19 protein-coding genes are annotated in these 19,345 nt (G+C 36.1%); 14 read left to right on the forward strand and 5 right to left on the reverse strand.

Annotation, left to right across the window (positions count from 1 at the left end):
• The first annotated feature begins 9 nt into the window (after positions 1–9).
• From MHI34_RS17860 to MHI34_RS17880, 5 genes are all read left to right on the forward strand, one after another.
• Complete coding sequence (locus tag MHI34_RS17860) at positions 10–1,467, forward strand: methyl-accepting chemotaxis protein (RefSeq protein ID WP_342503730.1); 1,458 nt, start codon at positions 10–12, stop codon at positions 1,465–1,467.
• Positions 1,468–1,797: 330 nt separating this feature from the next.
• The gene (locus tag MHI34_RS17865; protein WP_141905657.1) at positions 1,798–2,271 is read left to right on the forward strand and encodes a GNAT family N-acetyltransferase; all 474 of its coding nucleotides are present in this window, start codon (positions 1,798–1,800) and stop codon (positions 2,269–2,271) included.
• 46 nt (positions 2,272–2,317) lie between these two features.
• Positions 2,318–2,974 (forward strand): hypothetical protein, encoded by a 657-nt coding sequence (locus tag MHI34_RS17870; protein ID WP_058843683.1) that lies wholly within the window; start codon positions 2,318–2,320, stop codon positions 2,972–2,974.
• 238 nt (positions 2,975–3,212) lie between these two features.
• Positions 3,213–3,956, forward strand: coding sequence for an SDR family oxidoreductase (locus tag MHI34_RS17875; RefSeq protein ID WP_342504483.1), 744 nt, complete (start codon positions 3,213–3,215; stop codon positions 3,954–3,956).
• Between the two features lie 354 nt (positions 3,957–4,310).
• A complete protein-coding gene (locus MHI34_RS17880) occupies positions 4,311–5,186 on the forward strand; it encodes a cation diffusion facilitator family transporter (RefSeq protein WP_101966709.1) in 876 nt (291 codons plus the stop codon).
• A 1,015-nt stretch (positions 5,187–6,201) separates the two neighbouring features.
• On the opposite strand, the gene MHI34_RS17885 is transcribed toward MHI34_RS17880, so the two are convergent.
• The 4 genes from MHI34_RS17885 to MHI34_RS17900 form a co-directional block, all read right to left on the reverse strand.
• The gene (locus MHI34_RS17885; RefSeq protein ID WP_082673696.1) at positions 6,202–6,318 is read right to left on the reverse strand and encodes a YjcZ family sporulation protein; all 117 of its coding nucleotides are present in this window, start codon (positions 6,316–6,318) and stop codon (positions 6,202–6,204) included.
• A gap of 138 nt (positions 6,319–6,456) precedes the next feature.
• Positions 6,457–6,579 carry a hypothetical protein gene (locus MHI34_RS17890; protein WP_255358790.1) on the reverse strand — a complete coding sequence of 41 codons (123 nt, stop codon included), beginning with the start codon at positions 6,577–6,579 and terminating at the stop codon, positions 6,457–6,459.
• Positions 6,580–6,809: 230 nt separating this feature from the next.
• Positions 6,810–6,944 (reverse strand): YrzO family protein, encoded by a 135-nt coding sequence (locus MHI34_RS17895; RefSeq protein WP_080717008.1) that lies wholly within the window; start codon positions 6,942–6,944, stop codon positions 6,810–6,812.
• A gap of 23 nt (positions 6,945–6,967) precedes the next feature.
• Positions 6,968–7,936, reverse strand: a complete 969-nt coding sequence (locus tag MHI34_RS17900) for a DMT family transporter (protein WP_342503731.1) — start codon at positions 7,934–7,936, stop codon at positions 6,968–6,970.
• Between the two features lie 134 nt (positions 7,937–8,070).
• On the opposite strand from MHI34_RS17900, the gene MHI34_RS17905 reads away from it, so the two are divergent.
• The 7 genes from MHI34_RS17905 (at position 8,071) to MHI34_RS17935 (ending at position 13,749) form a co-directional block, all read left to right on the forward strand.
• Entirely contained in the window at positions 8,071–8,922 is an 852-nt protein-coding gene (locus tag MHI34_RS17905; protein ID WP_271910046.1) for a LysR family transcriptional regulator, read from the forward strand.
• A gap of 1,098 nt (positions 8,923–10,020) precedes the next feature.
• Positions 10,021–10,257 (forward strand): hypothetical protein, encoded by a 237-nt coding sequence (locus MHI34_RS17910; protein ID WP_036116996.1) that lies wholly within the window; start codon positions 10,021–10,023, stop codon positions 10,255–10,257.
• Positions 10,258–10,323: 66 nt separating this feature from the next.
• A complete protein-coding gene (locus MHI34_RS17915; RefSeq protein ID WP_058843688.1) occupies positions 10,324–11,091 on the forward strand; it encodes a hypothetical protein in 768 nt (255 codons plus the stop codon).
• Positions 11,092–11,344: 253 nt separating this feature from the next.
• On the forward strand, positions 11,345–11,710 hold the full coding sequence (locus tag MHI34_RS17920; RefSeq protein ID WP_170829827.1) for a phage tail tube protein: 366 nt from the start codon (positions 11,345–11,347) through the stop codon (positions 11,708–11,710).
• A 385-nt stretch (positions 11,711–12,095) separates the two neighbouring features.
• The gene (locus MHI34_RS17925; protein ID WP_342503732.1) at positions 12,096–12,263 is read left to right on the forward strand and encodes a hypothetical protein; all 168 of its coding nucleotides are present in this window, start codon (positions 12,096–12,098) and stop codon (positions 12,261–12,263) included.
• Positions 12,264–12,663: 400 nt separating this feature from the next.
• Complete coding sequence (locus MHI34_RS17930) at positions 12,664–13,317, forward strand: DUF4258 domain-containing protein (RefSeq protein ID WP_089932753.1); 654 nt, start codon at positions 12,664–12,666, stop codon at positions 13,315–13,317.
• 9 nt (positions 13,318–13,326) lie between these two features.
• Complete coding sequence (locus MHI34_RS17935; RefSeq protein WP_036116903.1) at positions 13,327–13,749, forward strand: hypothetical protein; 423 nt, start codon at positions 13,327–13,329, stop codon at positions 13,747–13,749.
• 106 nt (positions 13,750–13,855) lie between these two features.
• Here MHI34_RS17935 and MHI34_RS17940 read toward each other — a convergent pair whose 3' ends face one another.
• Positions 13,856–14,059, reverse strand: coding sequence for a hypothetical protein (locus MHI34_RS17940; protein ID WP_058843690.1), 204 nt, complete (start codon positions 14,057–14,059; stop codon positions 13,856–13,858).
• Between the two features lie 668 nt (positions 14,060–14,727).
• Between MHI34_RS17940 and acnA the strand changes: the two genes are divergently transcribed.
• Both acnA and MHI34_RS17950 read left to right on the forward strand, forming a co-directional pair.
• Positions 14,728–17,433, forward strand: coding sequence for an aconitate hydratase AcnA (gene acnA / locus MHI34_RS17945; RefSeq protein WP_036120887.1), 2,706 nt, complete (start codon positions 14,728–14,730; stop codon positions 17,431–17,433).
• A 191-nt stretch (positions 17,434–17,624) separates the two neighbouring features.
• Positions 17,625–19,115 (forward strand): S-layer homology domain-containing protein, encoded by a 1,491-nt coding sequence (locus MHI34_RS17950; RefSeq protein ID WP_058843691.1) that lies wholly within the window; start codon positions 17,625–17,627, stop codon positions 19,113–19,115.
• Positions 19,116–19,345 lie beyond the last annotated feature (230 nt).

A 19,345-nucleotide genomic window follows, 5' to 3' on the forward strand; every position in this document is an offset into this window, starting at 1 on the left:
GGGATAAAAATGGAGAATAAAATTCGTTACGACACACGGAAAGTCCACCGTGTCAATTTGGCTATCATCTCAATCTTAGCCATTTTAATTTGCGGACCAATGATTCTATCGAAAGGAATACATTTTTTATTTATTGGGCTTGCTGTCATTTCATTGGCAGTTTGTAATTATTTATTACCCATCAAAACGTATGTCAAAGGTTTTATCTTTGGCTTAATTCCATCAAGTGTTGTTTTTACACTATTTTTGCTTGATAGCTTTTCATTAAATAAGCATTATATTTTACTATGCACGGTGGCCATTATTGCCTTGTATTTTAAAAAAGAATTAATTGTCTTCTTTGGTATTCTAACAAATCTTAGCTTTTTCATTTTATATATGGTCAACTCGTCATCCTTGTTGGGCCCATTTGATGATATCATCGTCTTTGTAACACTTCTAGCGATTATGAATGGCGTGATTATTGTCTTTTATTTGCTAGCCAAATGGGGGAATGAGCTGATTGAACATGCAAAGGCGCAGCAAAATGAGGTACAAGCATCCTTCAATCAGTTACAAAATACCTTTCTTGAAATTGAAAAAAGCAGTCAGGCCTTAGATGAGCATGTCACGCAATTCCAGCAAACGACTAGTAAACAAATATTGCTAGCGACAGAGGCTATTTCGGCAAGTATTCAGCAGGAAGCCTCTAGTCTGCAAGTGATTCATGGCACAATGGGCGATTCCGTTCATTTCGTGAATGAAACTTTGACCATATCAAAGGATACCGTAGGAAAATCAACTGAGCTGCAGCAGGAGGTTTTGGCAGGTTGGAACAAAATGCAGGAGGCGATGGCCCAGATGAGCGTGATGAGTGATGCGATGAGCTCAATTGCAGAAACTGTAAATGAGCTACAGCACAGCTTGCAAACGGTAGATAGCCTATTAAAGGGAATTACGCATATTGCAGAGCAGACCAATTTATTGGCATTGAACGCGGCCATAGAGGCGGCCAGAGCAGGGGAGCATGGTAAAGGATTTGCCGTAGTGGCAGATGAGGTACGCAAGCTAGCAGAGGAAAGCGCGGCGATTACCGTAAGTATTACAAATGTGACGAAAACCTTGTTTGAAAAATCAACAGCAGCACATCAACGTTCTGACGATGGTGAGAAAGCCTTACAGCATGGGGAACAATTGTTGCAGGAAGTCAGTCATTTCTTAAATGTCTTGAAGGATTCATTTGCTCAAACCAATACAGATTTAACTAGGGGAATGCATGAATTAAGCAGTGCGATTTCACAGTTCGAGACAATCCAAGTGCAAATTGAAAGACTTAATAAAATGACTGAGCAAAATGCTGAGTCCACTGGCGATATTTTACATTCAGTGGAAGATGAAAATCAGCTACTGGTGAGGATGACCGATACGACCAATCGCATTCAGACGTTAAGTGATACGTTAAAATCATTAGTGATGGCAAAGGTTTGATTGAATCATTGAAATTGAAATAAATGGTAGGGTAAAATGAGAATATGATTTAACATTGTAGATGGAGGGTATATAGATGTTATTCATCAGCATTGTTTTATCCATACCTGTTTATGGTTATTGTATATGGAGCTTATATAATCCAGAGGAAAGTTTTATTTTTTGAACGTTGGCGCTATAAAGAAACGCCGAAGTTATCTGATTTGTAAATCAAATTCATACGTATTGGTAACGTGTTTGCCATGGTGATTGTAACGATTTATTTAATTGTAGTAGCACCTGATCCGTTGCCAATGTTACAGGATGAGTTGAAAATAGAGGAGGGATTCCATGAACATTCGTAGCTTAAAAAGTTCAGATTACTATATTTTATCTCCATTGATTAATGAGTGGTGGGGAGGTAGGAATATGTCAGATAAGCTGCCCAAATTATTTTTTGATCATTTTACGAATACTAGCCTAATTATGGAAAAGGATGGCGAAATTATTGGCTTTCTTGTAGGGTTTTTATCGCAGGCTAACTCAAATGAAGCATTTATCCATTTTGTTGGGGTCCATCCTGATTACAGAAAACAGAATATTGCAAAAAGGTTATACGACGTATTCTTTCATGTAGTGAAGCAATATCATCGAAATATTGTGAAATGTGTCACGTCACCTATAAACGAAATTTCGATAGCCTTTCATACGAATATGGGCTTTAGAATGGAAAAGGGTGACAAAGAGATGGATAAGGTGTCCGTCCACAGCAATTACGGTGGCGAAAATCAAGATCGTGTGTTGTTTTATAAGATTCTACCGTAATTAGCTTTACAGAACTTGCATATAGTCCCGAATAAGGGGGCTATAAATGTTTATCAAAAAGGTATTTACGTTATGGTTTCTACTAGCTGTTATTGTTTGTAGTGGATTTTTCCTTTTGGCGAATGCACCTATTCAATATGCTGAAAAATCCAATGTTTCAGTGCCACAGCCCAGCAATAATGAATTATTGGGTTATATTCAGCAATATCAATTTTTAATCAGTGAGATTTCCCATGCCTTGCGCAAAGAAAATTATAGCTTTCAATTAGATTACGGGGTTCTGCCTAATGACAAAATCGAACTTCTCGTGTCATTACCAGACAAGGCTGATACTAGCACCAAACAAAAAATAGAAGAAATTATGTTGAATGTGTTGAAAGAAAATAATTTAAATCCCGTTTTTTTTCAATTAACGTTAAAAAATCTTTACGAACCAGCAGAGCCTAGCTCAACGCGACTAAGCTATAATGATGTCCTCGCCAATCTATTTGAAGAAATGATTGACCAAAATTATGGCATCTTCAGTATCGATCATAGTATTACATCTGAGGAAATTCAGATAAGGATTAATTTAACACAAGAGAAAAATAACATGATACAAAAGCAGGTTTATCAGCTAGCGGAAGACATGATTAAGAAACATCATTATGATGTAGAGCAATTTTCTATCGATGTTCAAAATAATATCAAAATTTTAGATTAAAGGGTTATGACAAAAGTTTTTTAAATGCAGATCATTGATTAGGAAAGAGCTGTATAGAAAAACTCTGGCATAAACAATCTATGAAATAAATAGTAGCACATCCCTCTTATATAGAGAGGAGAGCCTATTTAGGGTGAGGTTGTACGTTAATACTAAAGACTGAGCAGACCAGTTTGGTTATGCTCCTTTTTTATATCAACGAACACCTCTATATCCTATAAAATGGAGGTTAAGAATGATGAATAAAATAGCTATCGTTACAGGTGCAAGTCATCCAAGAGATATTGGTACAGCTATTTGCAGAAGATTGGCTGCGGATGGGGTAAATATTTTTTTCACACACTGGCAAGCTGATCCTGCTTGGATTGATGAATTCCAAATGGAGATAGAGAGTATGAGGGTCTCTTGTGAAGATATGACGATTGATTTATCAAATCCACTGGCAGCACAAACGATATGTCAGAAGGTTGTTGAAAAACTAGGCGTACCTTCCATTCTAGTAAATAATGCAGCTCATTCAGCACAAGATGGCTATTTAAAGTTAGATGCGCTAACACTCGACCAACATTACGCAATCAATATGAGGTCAACTTTTCTTCTTTCTGTTGAATTTGCCCGACTTTGGAAAAAGGCCAATTTAAAAGCAGGCAGAATTATTAATATGACATCAGGTCAGGATTTAGGTCCAATGGTTGGAGAATTAGCCTATGTCTCGACGAAAGGAGCTATTTCAGCGTTTACAAGGTCCTTAGCTCAAGAACTCGCTCCCTTAGATATTACCGTAAATGCTGTCAATCCAGGGCCAACAGATTCTACTTGGATGAATGACGGCATTAGAACCTATCTGTTACCGAAATTTCCAATGGGTCGGATTGGTACGCCTGATGACGTGGCGAAAACCATTAGCTTTCTTGCAAGTGAAGAGGCTACATGGATAACTGGACAAATCATTCATTCAGAAGGCGGGTTTTTGCGAGGATAGAAAAGTTGAGATTAAGAGTCTTGCTAGACATTGGGGCAGGCTCTTTGTATGTCAGCAAATGACCTAACATAAAAAGGGTCACTCCCAAATATGGAAATGACCAAGTTTTGTAAGGTGTGTTCGTTGGAGGAAAAAATCTTAAAGAACAGATTCTATATTATTTTATTCGTTTAAAATAATAATTTCTAGGTTTTCAACCAGTGACTAAGTTTCTTCCTCAAGGCTGTATTTTTTCCCATAATCAACACTTTTATACTCCTCCTACTTATGTATAGTAAGGCAAAAAGGTTGCTGTAGACCCACTCGATGTTGAGTTGTTATTATAAAAATGTACGTAAGTGGGAGGTAAGTGAATTGGAAGCAGAAAGATATAATAATCTTAAATTAGGTGAGCGTGGTGCAATCATCAGTATTATTGCCTATATAGTTTTGTCCATTATAAAAGTTGTAATGGGATACATGACGGGTTCAGAAGCTTTGAAGGCGGATGGGCTAAATAATACGACCGATATTATTGCCTCTATTGCAGTACTTATAGGGCTAAAGCTTTCTCAAAAACCTGCAGACCATGATCATCGATACGGTCATTGGAAAAGTGAAACCATTGCATCGATGGTAGCTTCATTTATTATGATGGCGGTTGGTATTCAAGTATTAGTGGGTGCTTTTACGTCCATTTTTCAAGGTGGAAAAGAATCTCCAGATATGATCGCAGCCTATGTTGGGTTAGGATCAGCAGTGGTTATGTATGCTGTCTATCGTTACAATAAAAAATTGGCTGACAAGATAAACAGTAAAGCAGTCATGGCTGCCGCTAAAGATAATTTGTCAGACGCTTGGGTAAGTATTGGCACTGCTGTAGGGATTTTAGGATCACAACTACATATGCCTTGGTTGGATACGGTAACTGCTATAGTGGTAGGTTTCATCATTTGTAAAACAGCTTGGGACATCTTTAAAGAAGCTTCTCATGAACTTTCTGATGGATTTGATGAGAAAATTCTTCAAACATACAAAGATATTATTTTAAAAATAGAGGGAGTCAAAGGGCTAAAAGAAATCAGAGGAAGAAATTATGGCAACAACGAGGTGATAGACGTCGTCATTCTTGTAGATGCAAACTTAGATATAACGGAAGCTCACGATGTCGCGTCTGTTGTTGAAAAAAATATGGTTGAAGAACAAGGCGTTTATGAAGTGCATGTACATGTTGAACCCAAGGAAGCATAGTCGGGTATAGCAGTTACGATGAACATTCATCAAGTTTGAGGAGTTTTGGTACATTCCTGTCCAATTCAATAATAATTAAATTTGTAAGGATAAAATTTTATAATAGCACCTACAATTCAATTCGGGGCTTTTAGACTGTGGCAAATACAATGTTTGTCACAGTTTTTTCTTTTGATATCTTACTCTTCATTCTTTTGCGTAGTAGCATGTTGTTTTGGAGACAGTCTAAATGATATTCATAAGCTAATGGATATCTTTTAAATAAAAGACTGTCGAAATGATGAAGGTTAATGTAGTGTAAAGAGCTGTTAGAACACTTTGGAGTAGCAGAAGTAGTTGTTCGTTCTGCTTGAAATGGTAGAAACAGTGCATAGCATGTTTGAGACATACCTGTCGAAAAATATATGAGCAGTTGAGCTTGCTTTAGAAGGGGATTGTCTGATGAAGGCTACCACAATTAAGCAACCTTGAGTGAGCTTAATCACTCTTGGTGAGAAAAAATTGAAACATGTAGTAGGACAACACCTTGATCCAATTGCTATCCAAGCTGGTAAAACAATGGACATAGGATATTGTGAATGTCCCTCCAATTAAAAAAGCGCTTCAAAAGCATGGAATTGGAAATGTAAATTTACCAATGGGTGTTGTCATTTAACTTCTAAATCAGTTAAATGGTCATTGAATTCAGAAGTAATTAGAGGTCGATGAACTGCACTTTGGTGATTTGATGGGTGGTTGTTATGCATGGAAGCTGAATACAGTGAAAGTATTATCTAAGCCAGTGCTGACAAAAGGGAAGTTAAGCCTATAGGAATGAGATAAGGAAATAGTTGAAAGAAGTGTTCAGTAAACGAGTTGTGACAATATATGCAGGTGAAGAAAAGAAATTAATAAAAGGGTCACTGGGGTGGGGGAAGACCCTTTGATCATAATAAGTGTGTAGAAGGATGTTAGATAGCATTAGATTATGGTAGCTTAAAGAAGGCGTTTATGGATGTAGCCAATAATAAAGGTGTTACTTATGCATAAAACGAGCGCCAACAATAATTAAAAGAATAAATAGGACAACGATTAGTGCAAATGATAAATTATCATGTTTGCCATAGTCTGTACTATAAACTTCATTTCCCATATTAAATCTCCCCCTTTCTATAATCTAGAATATGTAGAGTTATAGATAGGAGAGATGCTATTCATCTAATTAATCATTCCTTCCTTTCGTAAAAAAATAATTTAATCACTCTATTAACCTATTTATGTATTAAAGTAATTACTTGTGTTTTTCAAGTTCTTCGATACGTTTTTCTAGCTTTTTAATCTTAGCATCAGCTGATGAAGCAAAAGCAAAAGAAACTGATGCAAATAGAAAAGCTATTAAAGCAAAAGTATTCATCGGAAACCTCCTAATGATGATAAAGGAAAACTGTCTGCATTAATTTACGGATGAAACTGGCAAAGGTTTCAAATAGTTTAAAGGCGATAAATAAAGAAAAAGCCGCAGCGTTTGTATACGCCACAGCTCGAATTGGTTTATGCCCGTCGATGGCTTAGTCAGATACGCACTATAACACATTGAAGATACATAGTAATCACTATTCTTAATAATGCCTTTATTAAACTTAATTATTTTCTAAGTACATCTTTTAATAGCTGTATCATTTCAGCCTGCTGTTCTATTTTTTTACGACCATTTCGATTAATTGCAGCAAGCTCTAAGCCAATTGCAGCAGCAAAGAAGAATAATAAACTTTCATACATATAAAAACCTCCAAACGTTTAAATCAAATAACCTTACTCAACTGTTCCTTTAGTAAATTCTTCTGATGCTCGTTTTCTTCTTTACGCTGATATACATTGTTTCGCATGAGGGCGATAATAACAAGCAATGTCCCTGCAACATCAAAAATTGTTATTTTATATCCTTGGATCATCATAATGACTAATGTTGTGATTGGGACGAAGTTAATGAATAAAATTGCATTTACGGACGATAAAATTTTTACGCCATAGTTCCAACTAAGTAATGCCACAAAACCTGGTAATATCATCATGAATAATAAATCATACTTAACTACAGAAATCGTTACTATGTTTGGCATAGACACATGCCCTTGGATTGTAAATAACACTGTTAAGAAACCTGTTACAATTGTTCCAAAAACACATGTCAATGTTGAATAGCGAAGGGTAGACCAATCACTAAATGATGCTCCACCCATCGTATAAATCACCCATCCAACAACACCAATGAGGATAAATGCGAGTGAAAACAGATTATGCTTAAGTGTAAGTAAGAAGCTTATATCACCTTTTGTAATGACAAAAATTGCACCAATAAAAGCAATAGCCATACTGATCATCATGTATTTCTTCGGTTTCACATGTTTAAATCCCCATAAAACGCCAATTGAAATCATCGGCATGAGCGCCTCCATAATAGAAGCTACCATAATACCTGATTTTCCCATTAACATTTGGCCATAGAAAATTAGCACATTATATACAGTAAAAGCCATCGTTCCGTAGAAGACTAGCAGCTTTCCTTTTCCTTCAAAACGAAATGCCTGTCTTCCTTCTTTTATCCATAAGAAAATGACTAGTATAATAGCTACTGCTCCATATCGTATAGTTGAAAAATAGAATGGATCTATGTAGGCCAAAGCATGATCTGCGACTGGAAACATTGCTCCCCATGACATACTTGCTATTAAACATGCCACTGCGCCTTTTAATAATTGAACATTTTTCACATTTATCACTCCGTATATCCCAATTCTTTTTAAATTCCGCAATAGCCATTATAAAAAAGAATATGCATCATGTATAATGATTGAAAACGATTAATAACAACATTTAAAATGATATTTTACAAGAGGAGCACTTAATGGAACTACGAGACTTGTTGATTTTTAAGAGCGTCGCAAATCACGGAAGTGTGAGCCATGCAGCAAAGGAATTAAATTATGTTCAATCTAATGTAACTGCGCGTATAAAGCTATTAGAAAAGGAGCTCAAAACATCGCTTTTTTACCGCCATAAAAAGGGGATGACATTAAATGCAGAAGGAAGAAAAATGCTAGTATATGTTAATAAAATTTTGCAGGATGTCGAAGAATTGAAACAAGTATTTTTAGATAGTGATTCACCAGCAGGTACTTTAAAAATTGGTACAGTTGAAACGGTGAATATATTGCCAAATATTCTTGCTTCTTATTACAAAGAGTGTCCCAATGTCGATTTAACACTGCAAGCTGGTTTAACTGAAGAACTCATTAAAGAAGTAACAGATCACCAATTAGACGGGGCTTTTATTACCGGGCCCATTAAACATCCACTTTTAGAACAATATGATGTATGTAATGAAGAACTCGTTCTTATAACCCCCAAAAAAACTTTTCATATAGAGGAATTTATGACTACACCAATTCTTATGTCAAATCAAGGTTGCGGTTATCGAGCGAAGCTAGAGCAGTGGCTTAAAGACGAGGGCTTACTCCCTAAAAGGATCATTGAATTTAACATATTAGAAACCATTTTAAAAAGTGTTGCAATTGGTCTAGGAGTTACGATTGTTCCGCGATCAACTGTTGAACATCTTTCTACTACAGGCAAGGTTTATTGTCATCCAATCCCAGATAAATACGGCATTATTTCAACCGTCTTTATACGACGGAAAGATGCATATATGACAAAATCGATGGAATATTTTTTGAAAAAAATTGTTAAGCACCAATAACTTTCACGGTTTGTTTTGACGTCCCGATACTGATTTAAATAGTGTCCTTCGAGTATTAGCGATTTTAAGGGCATTGAATCCAAAGTGAATCGCAAGATTTAAAAGATACAGGAGCAATTGGGAAAGAATAAATATAAAGAGCGCGTATATCCTTTTCGCCAGGTATTAATATTGCTGAAATAATGGTCCTTTGAAAGAATATTTTATTGCGTTAAAAGTACATTAAGGTTTTTCTATTTAAAGCTAGTCTCATTTTGTGGATATAACTCTAATTGAATTGTATTTTTATAAAAGTCAATAGACCTTTTCAAATTTTGTACAAACAATTCTAAACGCATATAAATTTCCATTTTCAAGCCCCGTAGATAAAAAATAGTTATATCAACGTGATAACGAGTTGAAATGATTGGTGTTACGAATGTTAATGTTACAAATTTTTTTATTATTCATCCCAAAGGACTGAATATATTCTCCGATTTAAGAGCTTTTATGTTACTTCACATTTTGAGGATAAAACAGGCTATGTGAATGAAAATTAATAATGAAATCGAATTATTGCATGAACGGCATCGTTTTTGAAAGAAATTGTACACTAAATGGGTTTCATGGTGGGGTTAGAAAATAATAAAGGATCACGCTGCGAGTAGTGACCCTTTACTAGCATAGTTCTAGTGCAAACTTCAAAAGTACTAATTATATTTTAGTGAAACTACCTGTGTAGAGACGTATAATCAAACGCGTACCTTATGACCAATGTATTGGGCTCTTTCCAATTTAATTGATATGCCCCTTCTGAAAAGGGTCTATAGCCATCATCGGTATGTGTATTTATTAAATATTTACTCTATGATATCAAAGGGGTGGGGGAGTTTCAGCTCAATTCGTAGTCTTACAAAATGTATTACATGAAGGGCTACCTTTGTTGAATGAGTATGTCCCCATTTGAATTAAAAATGCATAAATGAATAACTAGTTGCAAATCCACGGGGTGAAGCTTTTCTACAAGAATCCAAGTACTAAGAAACAAATGAAAGAGGGATTTTTTTCCTAATTGGAGAATATAATACTAATAAGAAAATTTAAAGGGGTGACGAAAAAATGAATAACAATATTAAAGATGTGGAAAAAAAGCATAAATATAAAATCTATCCAAAATCAGAAAGACTAACAGTAGTCTTTTTATTTACATCCGTCCTAGTTTGGGGGTTTTATGATAGATTTACGACAGGTCATTGGGGAGTTCCAGCATATTTGATAATCATGACTTTTGTCTTTAATTTAATTGTTAGAAGTTATTATAGTAGAAAGGAAAAAAAAGGAGACGGAAAATTATAACTTTACATAAATACCTAATTAAGTTAGTGTAAAATAGTACCAAAAATACCATTATGAGGTGATGAAATGTTAAATTCAAAAAAAATAATTGCTAGTGCTCTTTGTTCAACTATGTTATTTGCAAGTAGCAGTGTATGTATTCCTAATGCATATGCCTCAGAAATTGCTCCAACAGAGTATAGGGTAGTAGATTCTGTAACTACGGATAGTTCGCTTAATTTTAATCTAGTTAATTCTTTAAATAATATTGATATTAATGTTGAATATACTGACGATGGTTTTGTAGTAAACTCACTCAATAACGGAAATGAAAAAAGTACTTTGATTTATAATAGTTCTACTGGTATTGCTACTTTAAATGGTAAAGATATTAATCTTGAGATAACTGAACCTGACTTTAATGCAGATACAAATTCAGATATGTCAGTTTATGCTACTGATTATGTTTATGTAGCTCCAGCCAGTCTTTCTTTTAAAGGTGTAGCTACATCATTTAGTGATGTAGCCACTTTAATGACAGGTGTAATTGTTATAGGTGCATGGTTAGGAGTAAAGCTTCCTAATAAATTAGTATCTGATAAAGTATCAAAAGCATTAGGCGCAATTGGTGTTACAGCTCTAATAGTAGAAAGACAGGTGAGCGGCACATGGAAAGCGGATTTGGTCAGAACAAAAGATAAATTTAATACTGGGTACCCAGGTTCTATAAATCAATATCAATACAAGTTTCGTTATCAAGATATTAATTCATCGCTAACAATTGGACCTTGGAAAATAGATTTTGCTGTTGATAATGTTGGCGATTGGTGGTTCCAAGATAAACCTATGAGATAAGAAACATTTATTTTTAAGAGCTCTGCACTAACTGAATATGACTGTTTAATGTATCATCTTATCGTAAAAAACCAGGCGCTCGAATGAGTACCTGGTTATTTTTCTATTTTAATACAGAATCATTTAACAAAACATTAAATTCGTCAACTTTACTGTTGTCTGAAATCTGTTGTTACGAGCGAAGTTGTAAACGTAACAGGGCTATATCTCAGCTCTATATCACAACGGTAGTAGCAGAGGGGAGGGCAATAAATTGGAACAAAAGAAACCAGTGATTCCGTTGAATCTTCAGTACTTTGCAGACACAACCATGCATGCTCGTGATGCTATTCATGGTGCACAAGGGAAAGCGTATGTGAGGGTTGAAGGAAAACGTTATTTATTTGCACAGCTAATCAACCTAGAGGCACGTATGGACAAAACCAAAACACAAGTCCCTATTATGGGTCGTGTAGCTAAAGGGAATAGATCAACAGGTGCAGAGTATCCAGAAAGTGCCACATTCTATTTCAATACATCTATTTTCCGTAAATTATTGAAGCGTTATAAAGACACTGGAGAAGATGGCACAAACAGCCTGCCGACTACTCTTTCAAGAGTGCTACAAGGCAGGTATTGACTTTGTTTTCATCACAGAAATATCGTAGCCAAGCTCGCCAAAACTATCTATATGAGCAAGGTAGAACAAGACCAGGGCAAGTAGTTACCTGGACACGAAATAGTAATCATACATCGCGTAGAGCTTGGGATATTGCTGTAGCACCGCCAAGAAATTTATATGATATTTCTACTCTTTCAAAGGTTGGGGCAATAGCTAACTAGGAATCACTAGGGGAGGCTATTGGCCTGTAGGTCAGTATGATGCACCTCATTTTGAAATTCCTACAACATGGAAGATGCCTGCAGGTTATAAATTTGAAGGACAAGTAATCGTGCCCTCAAGTAGTGCCATAAAGGTACAACTCATTGTAGAGGATACACAAAAACAAAAGGAGGATGATACTATGAAATTCACAAGCACAACCGCAAAAGCTGCAGTACGTGATTACATTCAACAAGCCGTAGACAAAAAGGTGATTGATAAGTCATGGCTTGAAAAATTCGATAATGGAACTATGACAAGTGGTGATTTTGAAGGATTGAAGATTATCATTGCACAACGTAGCGTTTAACAGCAAATGCCTGTTACCTTAATCGGTAATGGGCATTTCATAAAAATATTATAAGAATAGTAATGTAAATAATATGTCAATAGTCAAATTAGTGAACTTGTTATTAGCAATATTTTTTTGTTTTTATTGAAAATATCAAGCATAAAATGGAGTTAACGCTATAAATGTATATATAGCACTAAAAAAATACCGATACCACTAAAAAAAGATGGGAATAAGTGGCGTGATTTGGCGGACTTGACGAATTTCCTTTGAGTAGCGCCAAATTAATGGCGTTCACACCGTCAAAAAAGTGGCGTGAACATAATATTGAATTGGGGAAGTTACCAATGATAGGATAATAATTAACTCGAGGTAAGGATTTGCTAGTGAATCAAATACAAGTTTGAAGGGATAAATCATGAAACATACAAAAATTATTAGTATTTTACTAACATTTACTTTATTAATTAGCATTGTATTTCCATCAGCTGCCTCAGCAATGGAATTCACAGATAATGATCAAAATGAAAGTTTATATTCGGAAACTGAATTATTAGTTCCTCAACTAGATACAGAGGAATATAATAAATACATTTTAGATACTGAAAATTATATAAATGAGCATCCAGAATTTAAGGAACTATATGAATCATTTACCGATGTTGAAAGACAATATTTTTGGGATTCTATTAACACTGCACGAACTCCTTTTATGAATTCACTGGAATCTGAACAATTTATTGTTGCTCCGAGGGTCGCTCCGATTGTATGGTTCGTTGCAGCTACATGTGTTAAACTAGTTGTAAAACAAATTCCAAAAGCAACAGTGAAATTTTCTTCACACGCAGTTATACAGGCTAATGCACGTCAACTTTCTTCCAAACAAGTTGCTGATGCAATTGTAAATGGAAAAAAATTCATGGATAAACATACACGTGCTAGAGCTATTTATGATAAAGATCAAAATATTAATGTAGTGTTTATAGGGAATTCAAAAGAGGTTGTAACGGTTTACAAACCTGATAGTGGGGAAATCGCTAAGAAATTTATTAGTAGTAACTGGGGATGGTAAGATTTAATTATGGCAACCTTATACGATAGATCATTTGATGCATCAAAGACAAGTTTAGAAGTGGTTAATATAGAGAGTGATACTGTTTCCAGTAATATTTTGATTAAATTTAATTGTGGTGAACATCATTTAGATTTTAAGTTTTTGGTTTTACGAAGTGATCTTATAATGCTACATACGCTGATATTAAATAATTGGGACGAATTATTGGAAGCAGAAGTATGGGACTCAACGGATCCATCTTTTTCATTTGCTATTTTAGCGAATAATAGTGACCTAATTGATGAACAGATTTATCAATTCCAATTTTGGATTGATGCAGGAGAATATAACTCTCATAGAGCTACTCGTTCCGGTATTGGTATTACAATTTATCAAGATAGAAAATCTATTGAACAATTTGCATTACAGATAAAAAAAGAATTTGATTAGGATTTAAAGCAAAGGCCAGGCGCTCATTCAACAATGAGTACCTGGTTTTTTTTATTTCCACAAATTAATTACTTAATAAAATACAAAAATAAATAAACCAAGACAGCTACATGCCATCTTGGTTTATTTTCATTTCTAATAATACTTGTTTACGTTCTAATATTAATTCCATGAGCTCGTCTAAATCTTCCTCTAAGGCGTGGTCTCTTATAAAGCTACGTGCTCCAGATCGTGCACTAAGATATTTAGCACGTTCTTTATTCTTCGCTTGCCAACGTTTATTCGCCTCAGTCTGCGGATTTTTCTTCATTAAATCCTCCTCTTTAATATAGTACGATGTCTTTAAAAAGAAGTACCTAAATTTTTCCCCAATTTACATTTAAAAAACACAAGTTGAAAAACTGTTGGTTAATCATATGAATGGTACCAGACGCTCAAATGTGCACCTGGTTTGTTTTTTATTAAAGCAGAACTGATTATCCAAAAAGAAACAAATTGTAAGGTATTGTCATATGTGTATATGTATATTATATAGTTATTAAAATAGTTGCATCATTTCTTTAATGTTTAATTATAAAGAAGTTAATAATCTAAAAGTAAAAGTTGTTGTATTGATTTTTTCTACTACTCATACGTGTCCGGATGAATTTTTATTTACTATTTATTCCTGCGGTACACTTTTTACAAAAAGTTCGTGTACCGCAGCTCGTACCGCAATCTGTACCACAGTTAAATACATTTAGATATGCTTCGTTAGATAGGTATAGAAACCCACATTAATACAAACCCTTGATATTATGCACATCAAAAAATTAAAAACATCAGGGTAGAAACCAAGGTCATAAGTTATGCTTATCAAAAAAGATAATATTAATGTAATTTACTTATGAATATAAATGCGCTATCATGGGTATTGGAGAAAAGATGCTACACATTTTTAAAGCCTTTTCAAAAAGATATATTTAGGGGGATCCGCAAATGGCACAAGGTAATTTACACAACAGCCGTGCATCATTCGAAGTGAATGGTAAAACTTACAATTACTATGACTTAGCTGCGATTGAAAAAGCTGGCGTTGCAAAAGTTTCAAACCTTCCTTACTCAATTAAAGTGTTATTAGAATCTGTTTTACGTCAATATGATGCGTATGTAATTAAAGAAGAACATGTAAACGAATTAGCAAAATGGGGCAATGGTGCTGACCCTGAAGCAGAAGTACCATTCAAACCATCTCGCGTTGTATTACAAGACTTTACTGGTGTACCAGTAGTTGTTGACCTTGCATCACTTCGTTCTGCAATGAAGGAAATGGGCGGTGACCCAAGCAAAATCAACCCTGCTATTCCAGTTGACCTTGTAATTGACCACTCAGTACAAGTTGACAAATACGGTAATGCATCTGCACTGCAAGCAAACATGGACCTTGAGTTTGAACGTAACGCTGAGCGTTATAACTTCTTAAAATGGGCTCAAACTGCTTACAATAACTTCCGTGCTGTACCACCAGCAACAGGTATCGTTCACCAAGTAAACTTAGAGTACTTAGCTCCAGTTGTACACGTAAACGAAAATGCTGACGGCACATTCGAAACTTTCCCAGATTCAGTAGTAGGTACTGACTCTCATACAACAATGATCAACGGTATCGGTGTTCTTGGATGGGGCGTAGGTGGTATTGAAGCCGAAGCAGGTATGCTTGGTCAGCCTTCATACTTCCCAATTCCAGAAGTTATCGGTGTTAAATTAGTTGGCGATCTTCCAAACGGAACAACTGCTACTGACTTAGCATTAAAAGTAACACAAGTATTACGTCAACGTGGCGTAGTTGGTAAATTCGTTGAGTTCTTCGGACCTGGCGTATCTAAATTACCACTAGCTGACCGTGCGACAATCTCAAACATGGCTCCTGAATATGGTGCTACATGTGGTTACTTCGCAATCGACGAAGAATCATTAAACTACATGCGTTTAACTGGTCGTGACGAAGAGCACATCGCGGTTGTTGAAGCTTACCTTAAAGCAAACCACATGTTCTTCGATCCAGCATTAGAGCCAGTTTACACTGATGTTTTAGAAGTAAACTTAGCTGAAATCGAACCAAACCTTTCTGGTCCAAAACGTCCACAAGACTTAATTCCACTATCTCAAATGCGTTCTCGTTACAAAGAAGCAGTGGTGGCACCACAAGGTACACAAGGTTTCGGTTTAACAGAAGATGAATTCGCAAAAACTTCTGTAGCGAAATTCGCTGAAGGCGATGTAGAAATTCCAACAGGTGCTGTTGCAATTGCAGCGATCACTTCTTGTACAAATACATCTAACCCATACGTATTAATTGCTGCGGGCTTAGTGGCGAAAAAAGCTGTAGAAAAAGGTCTAACAGTGCCTAAATGGGTAAAAACTTCTTTAGCACCAGGTTCTAAAGTTGTAACTGGTTACCTTGAAGATTCAGGTTTACAAACGTACCTTGATACAATCGGCTTCAACACTGTAGGTTATGGTTGTACAACATGTATCGGTAACTCAGGTCCATTACTTCCTGAAATCGAAGATGCAATTAAAGCAAATGACTTATTCGTAACTTCTGTACTTTCTGGTAACCGTAACTTTGAAGGTCGTGTACACCCACTTGTAAAAGCTAACTACTTAGCTTCTCCACCACTTGTTGTTGCTTATGCACTTGCTGGTACAGTGGATATCGATCTACAAAAAGATTCATTCGGTAAAGACAAAGATGGTAATGAAGTATTCTTCGCGGATATTTGGCCATCAACAGAAGAAGTTAATGCAGTATTAAGTACTGTTGTTAACCGTGAGTTATTCCAAAAAGAATACGAAACAGTATTCACAGCGAACGAAAAATGGAATGCAATTGAAACATCAACTGAGTCTCTATACACATTTGATGATAAATCAACTTACATCCAAAACCCACCATTCTTCCAAGGTCTTGCAAAAGAGCCAGAAGCAATCCAAGGCTTAGACGGCTTACGCATTATGGCGAAGTTCGGTGACTCAATCACAACTGACCATATTTCTCCAGCTGGTGCAATCGGTAAAGATACACCTGCAGGTAAATATTTAATTGAAAACGGTGTTGCAATCCGTGACTTCAACTCTTACGGTTCTCGTCGTGGTAACCACGAAGTAATGATGCGTGGTACATTTGCAAACATCCGTATCCGTAACCAAGTGGCTCCTGGTACAGAAGGTGGATTCACTACTTACTGGCCAACAGGCGAAGTAGAGTATATCTATGACGCATGTATGAAATACCAAGAGCAAGGTACTGGCTTAGTCGTACTTGCTGGTAATGACTACGGTATGGGTTCTTCTCGTGACTGGGCTGCGAAAGGTACATTCCTACTTGGCGTGAAAACTGTTATCGCACAATCTTACGAGCGTATCCACCGTTCTAACTTAGTAATGATGGGTGTTCTTCCACTTCAATTTATGCCAGGTGAATCTGCTGAGACACTAGGCTTAACTGGTAAAGAAGAAATCTCTGTTAACATTACTGACAACGTAAAACCACGTGAAATCTTAACAGTAACTGCTAAATCTGAAGACGGCACAGTTAAAACTTTCCAAGCTTTAGCTCGTTTCGACTCAGAAGTAGAAGTAGACTACTACCGTCACGGTGGTATCCTACAAATGGTTCTACGCGCAAAAGCTGCTGAGTAATCATCATCATAAAAACCGATCTCTTAGGAGGTCGGTTTTTTTATATGGAGGATAAAAATTAGATCGAACCAAATGACGGATATATTGGATAATTATATTTTAATTTCCAACTAACCTAGCATTTTCCCAAATCTTTAGATAAAATTAATATGTAAGCATTACATTTTACATAAATGGGGGGACGATTAATTATGACAAAGAAAAAACATAAGCTTTATACGGCGGCAACAGCTGCAATGGCGGTTACAGCTGTTGCAGTAGTACCTGTTTCGGCTGCTAGTCCATTTTCAGATGTGAGCGAAGATCATGCATATTTTAACGGTATTTCCACATTACATGCAGCAGATATTATTCATGGTTTTCCAGATGGTACATTTAAGCCCTCACAGGACGTAACACGTGGACAGGCGGCAAAGATGATAGCAAGTGCTTTTCAATTAACAACAACGGATTTGACTGTAGAAAATCCGAATTTCAAGGATGTTGACTCATCTAGCCCATACTATAAGGCGATAGTTACACTAGTAAATCTTGGGGTTGTACAAGGCTATGAGGATGATACATTCCGTCCAGATGACACGATTACACGTGGTCAAATGGCGATAATGGTAGCAGAGGCAGCAGGTTTAACAGCGAAAGGCAAAAGCCCATTTACTGATGTACAGCAAAATAGTCCATTTGCAGAGGCAGTAACAGCACTGTATGAGGCAGGCGTTGCGAAGGGGGTTTCTGCCACAGAATTTGGTGTAGATAAAAATGTTACGCGTGGTCAGTTAGCAACATTTATCGTCAACGCATTAGACTTACCTGTGGATACACAGCCTATACCGGAAGAAAAAGGGGAAGACCCTAAAGGGGAGCAGGTAAAGGAAGAACAGTCTACTACAACAAAAAATAGTGCTTTGTTAGAGGAAGTATTTACTAAAACAGTAGCCAAGCAAAAAGAGCTAAAAAGCATGAAGGCTACCATGACCATCTCTCAGTCAGTGGAGGCAAACGATGGCAAGGAAACCATGAAAATGGATTCTAAAGGCAACATGAAGATGGAAATTGTTACAGAGCCGATGCAATTCTTTGCTGATGGTACAATGTCGCTAACAGATCCAACAAGTGGTGAAGCGATTAATTTGCCGATTAAAATGTATATGACGGCTAAAGATGGTATGTATATGTATGAGGCAGAGCAAAAGGCTTGGGTAAAGTTCCCGAAACAATTATTTGAGGATGTACTTAGCCAAACAGGGATACAGCCAGATGCAACAGAACAATTGGAGATGCTACAAGCATTTGCTGAAGATTTCACATTAGTTGAAACAGCAAACCGTTATGAATTAACACTAAAGGGTGCTGGGGATAAATTCACAGAGCTAGTGAAGCAGCAGCTTGGCGCAATGAATTTAGGAATGGATGCTGATCTAGAGGCACAATTAGGTAACATGTCCTTTGATAGTCTCACATATAAATTATTGATTAATAAAGAAACATTTGATGTAGAAGAAATTGCTATGGATATGACCTTAAAGATGAAAGTGGAAGGCAATTCGATCAAAACAAGACAGCAAACTACAATTAAATATCATGATTTCAATGCGGTAACAACGATTACGATTCCAAAAGATGTGCTAGACAACGCGAAGGAAATGGATTTTAACACATCAGAAACAGCACCATTAGAAAAATAATAGCAATAAAGTAAAAAGTAGGGTTACATCATAATATTTGGTGTAAGCCTGCTTTTTATCCTGCTGTAAATCATGTTTAAACGATGTTTACTAACTCAAAACTGGTAGTCAGTGCCTTAGCGGTTCGTGATTGACACCTATATATTGATCCTTAATCAGAACTATATCATTAGTTTCAAGAAGTAAAGAGTTAGGAGTGAAGTTATTACAATCAATATCAGAAAACAAAT

Source organism: Lysinibacillus sp. FSL L8-0126 (assembly GCF_038630385.1).
Lineage (GTDB): Bacteria > Bacillota > Bacilli > Bacillales_A > Planococcaceae > Lysinibacillus > Lysinibacillus fusiformis_D.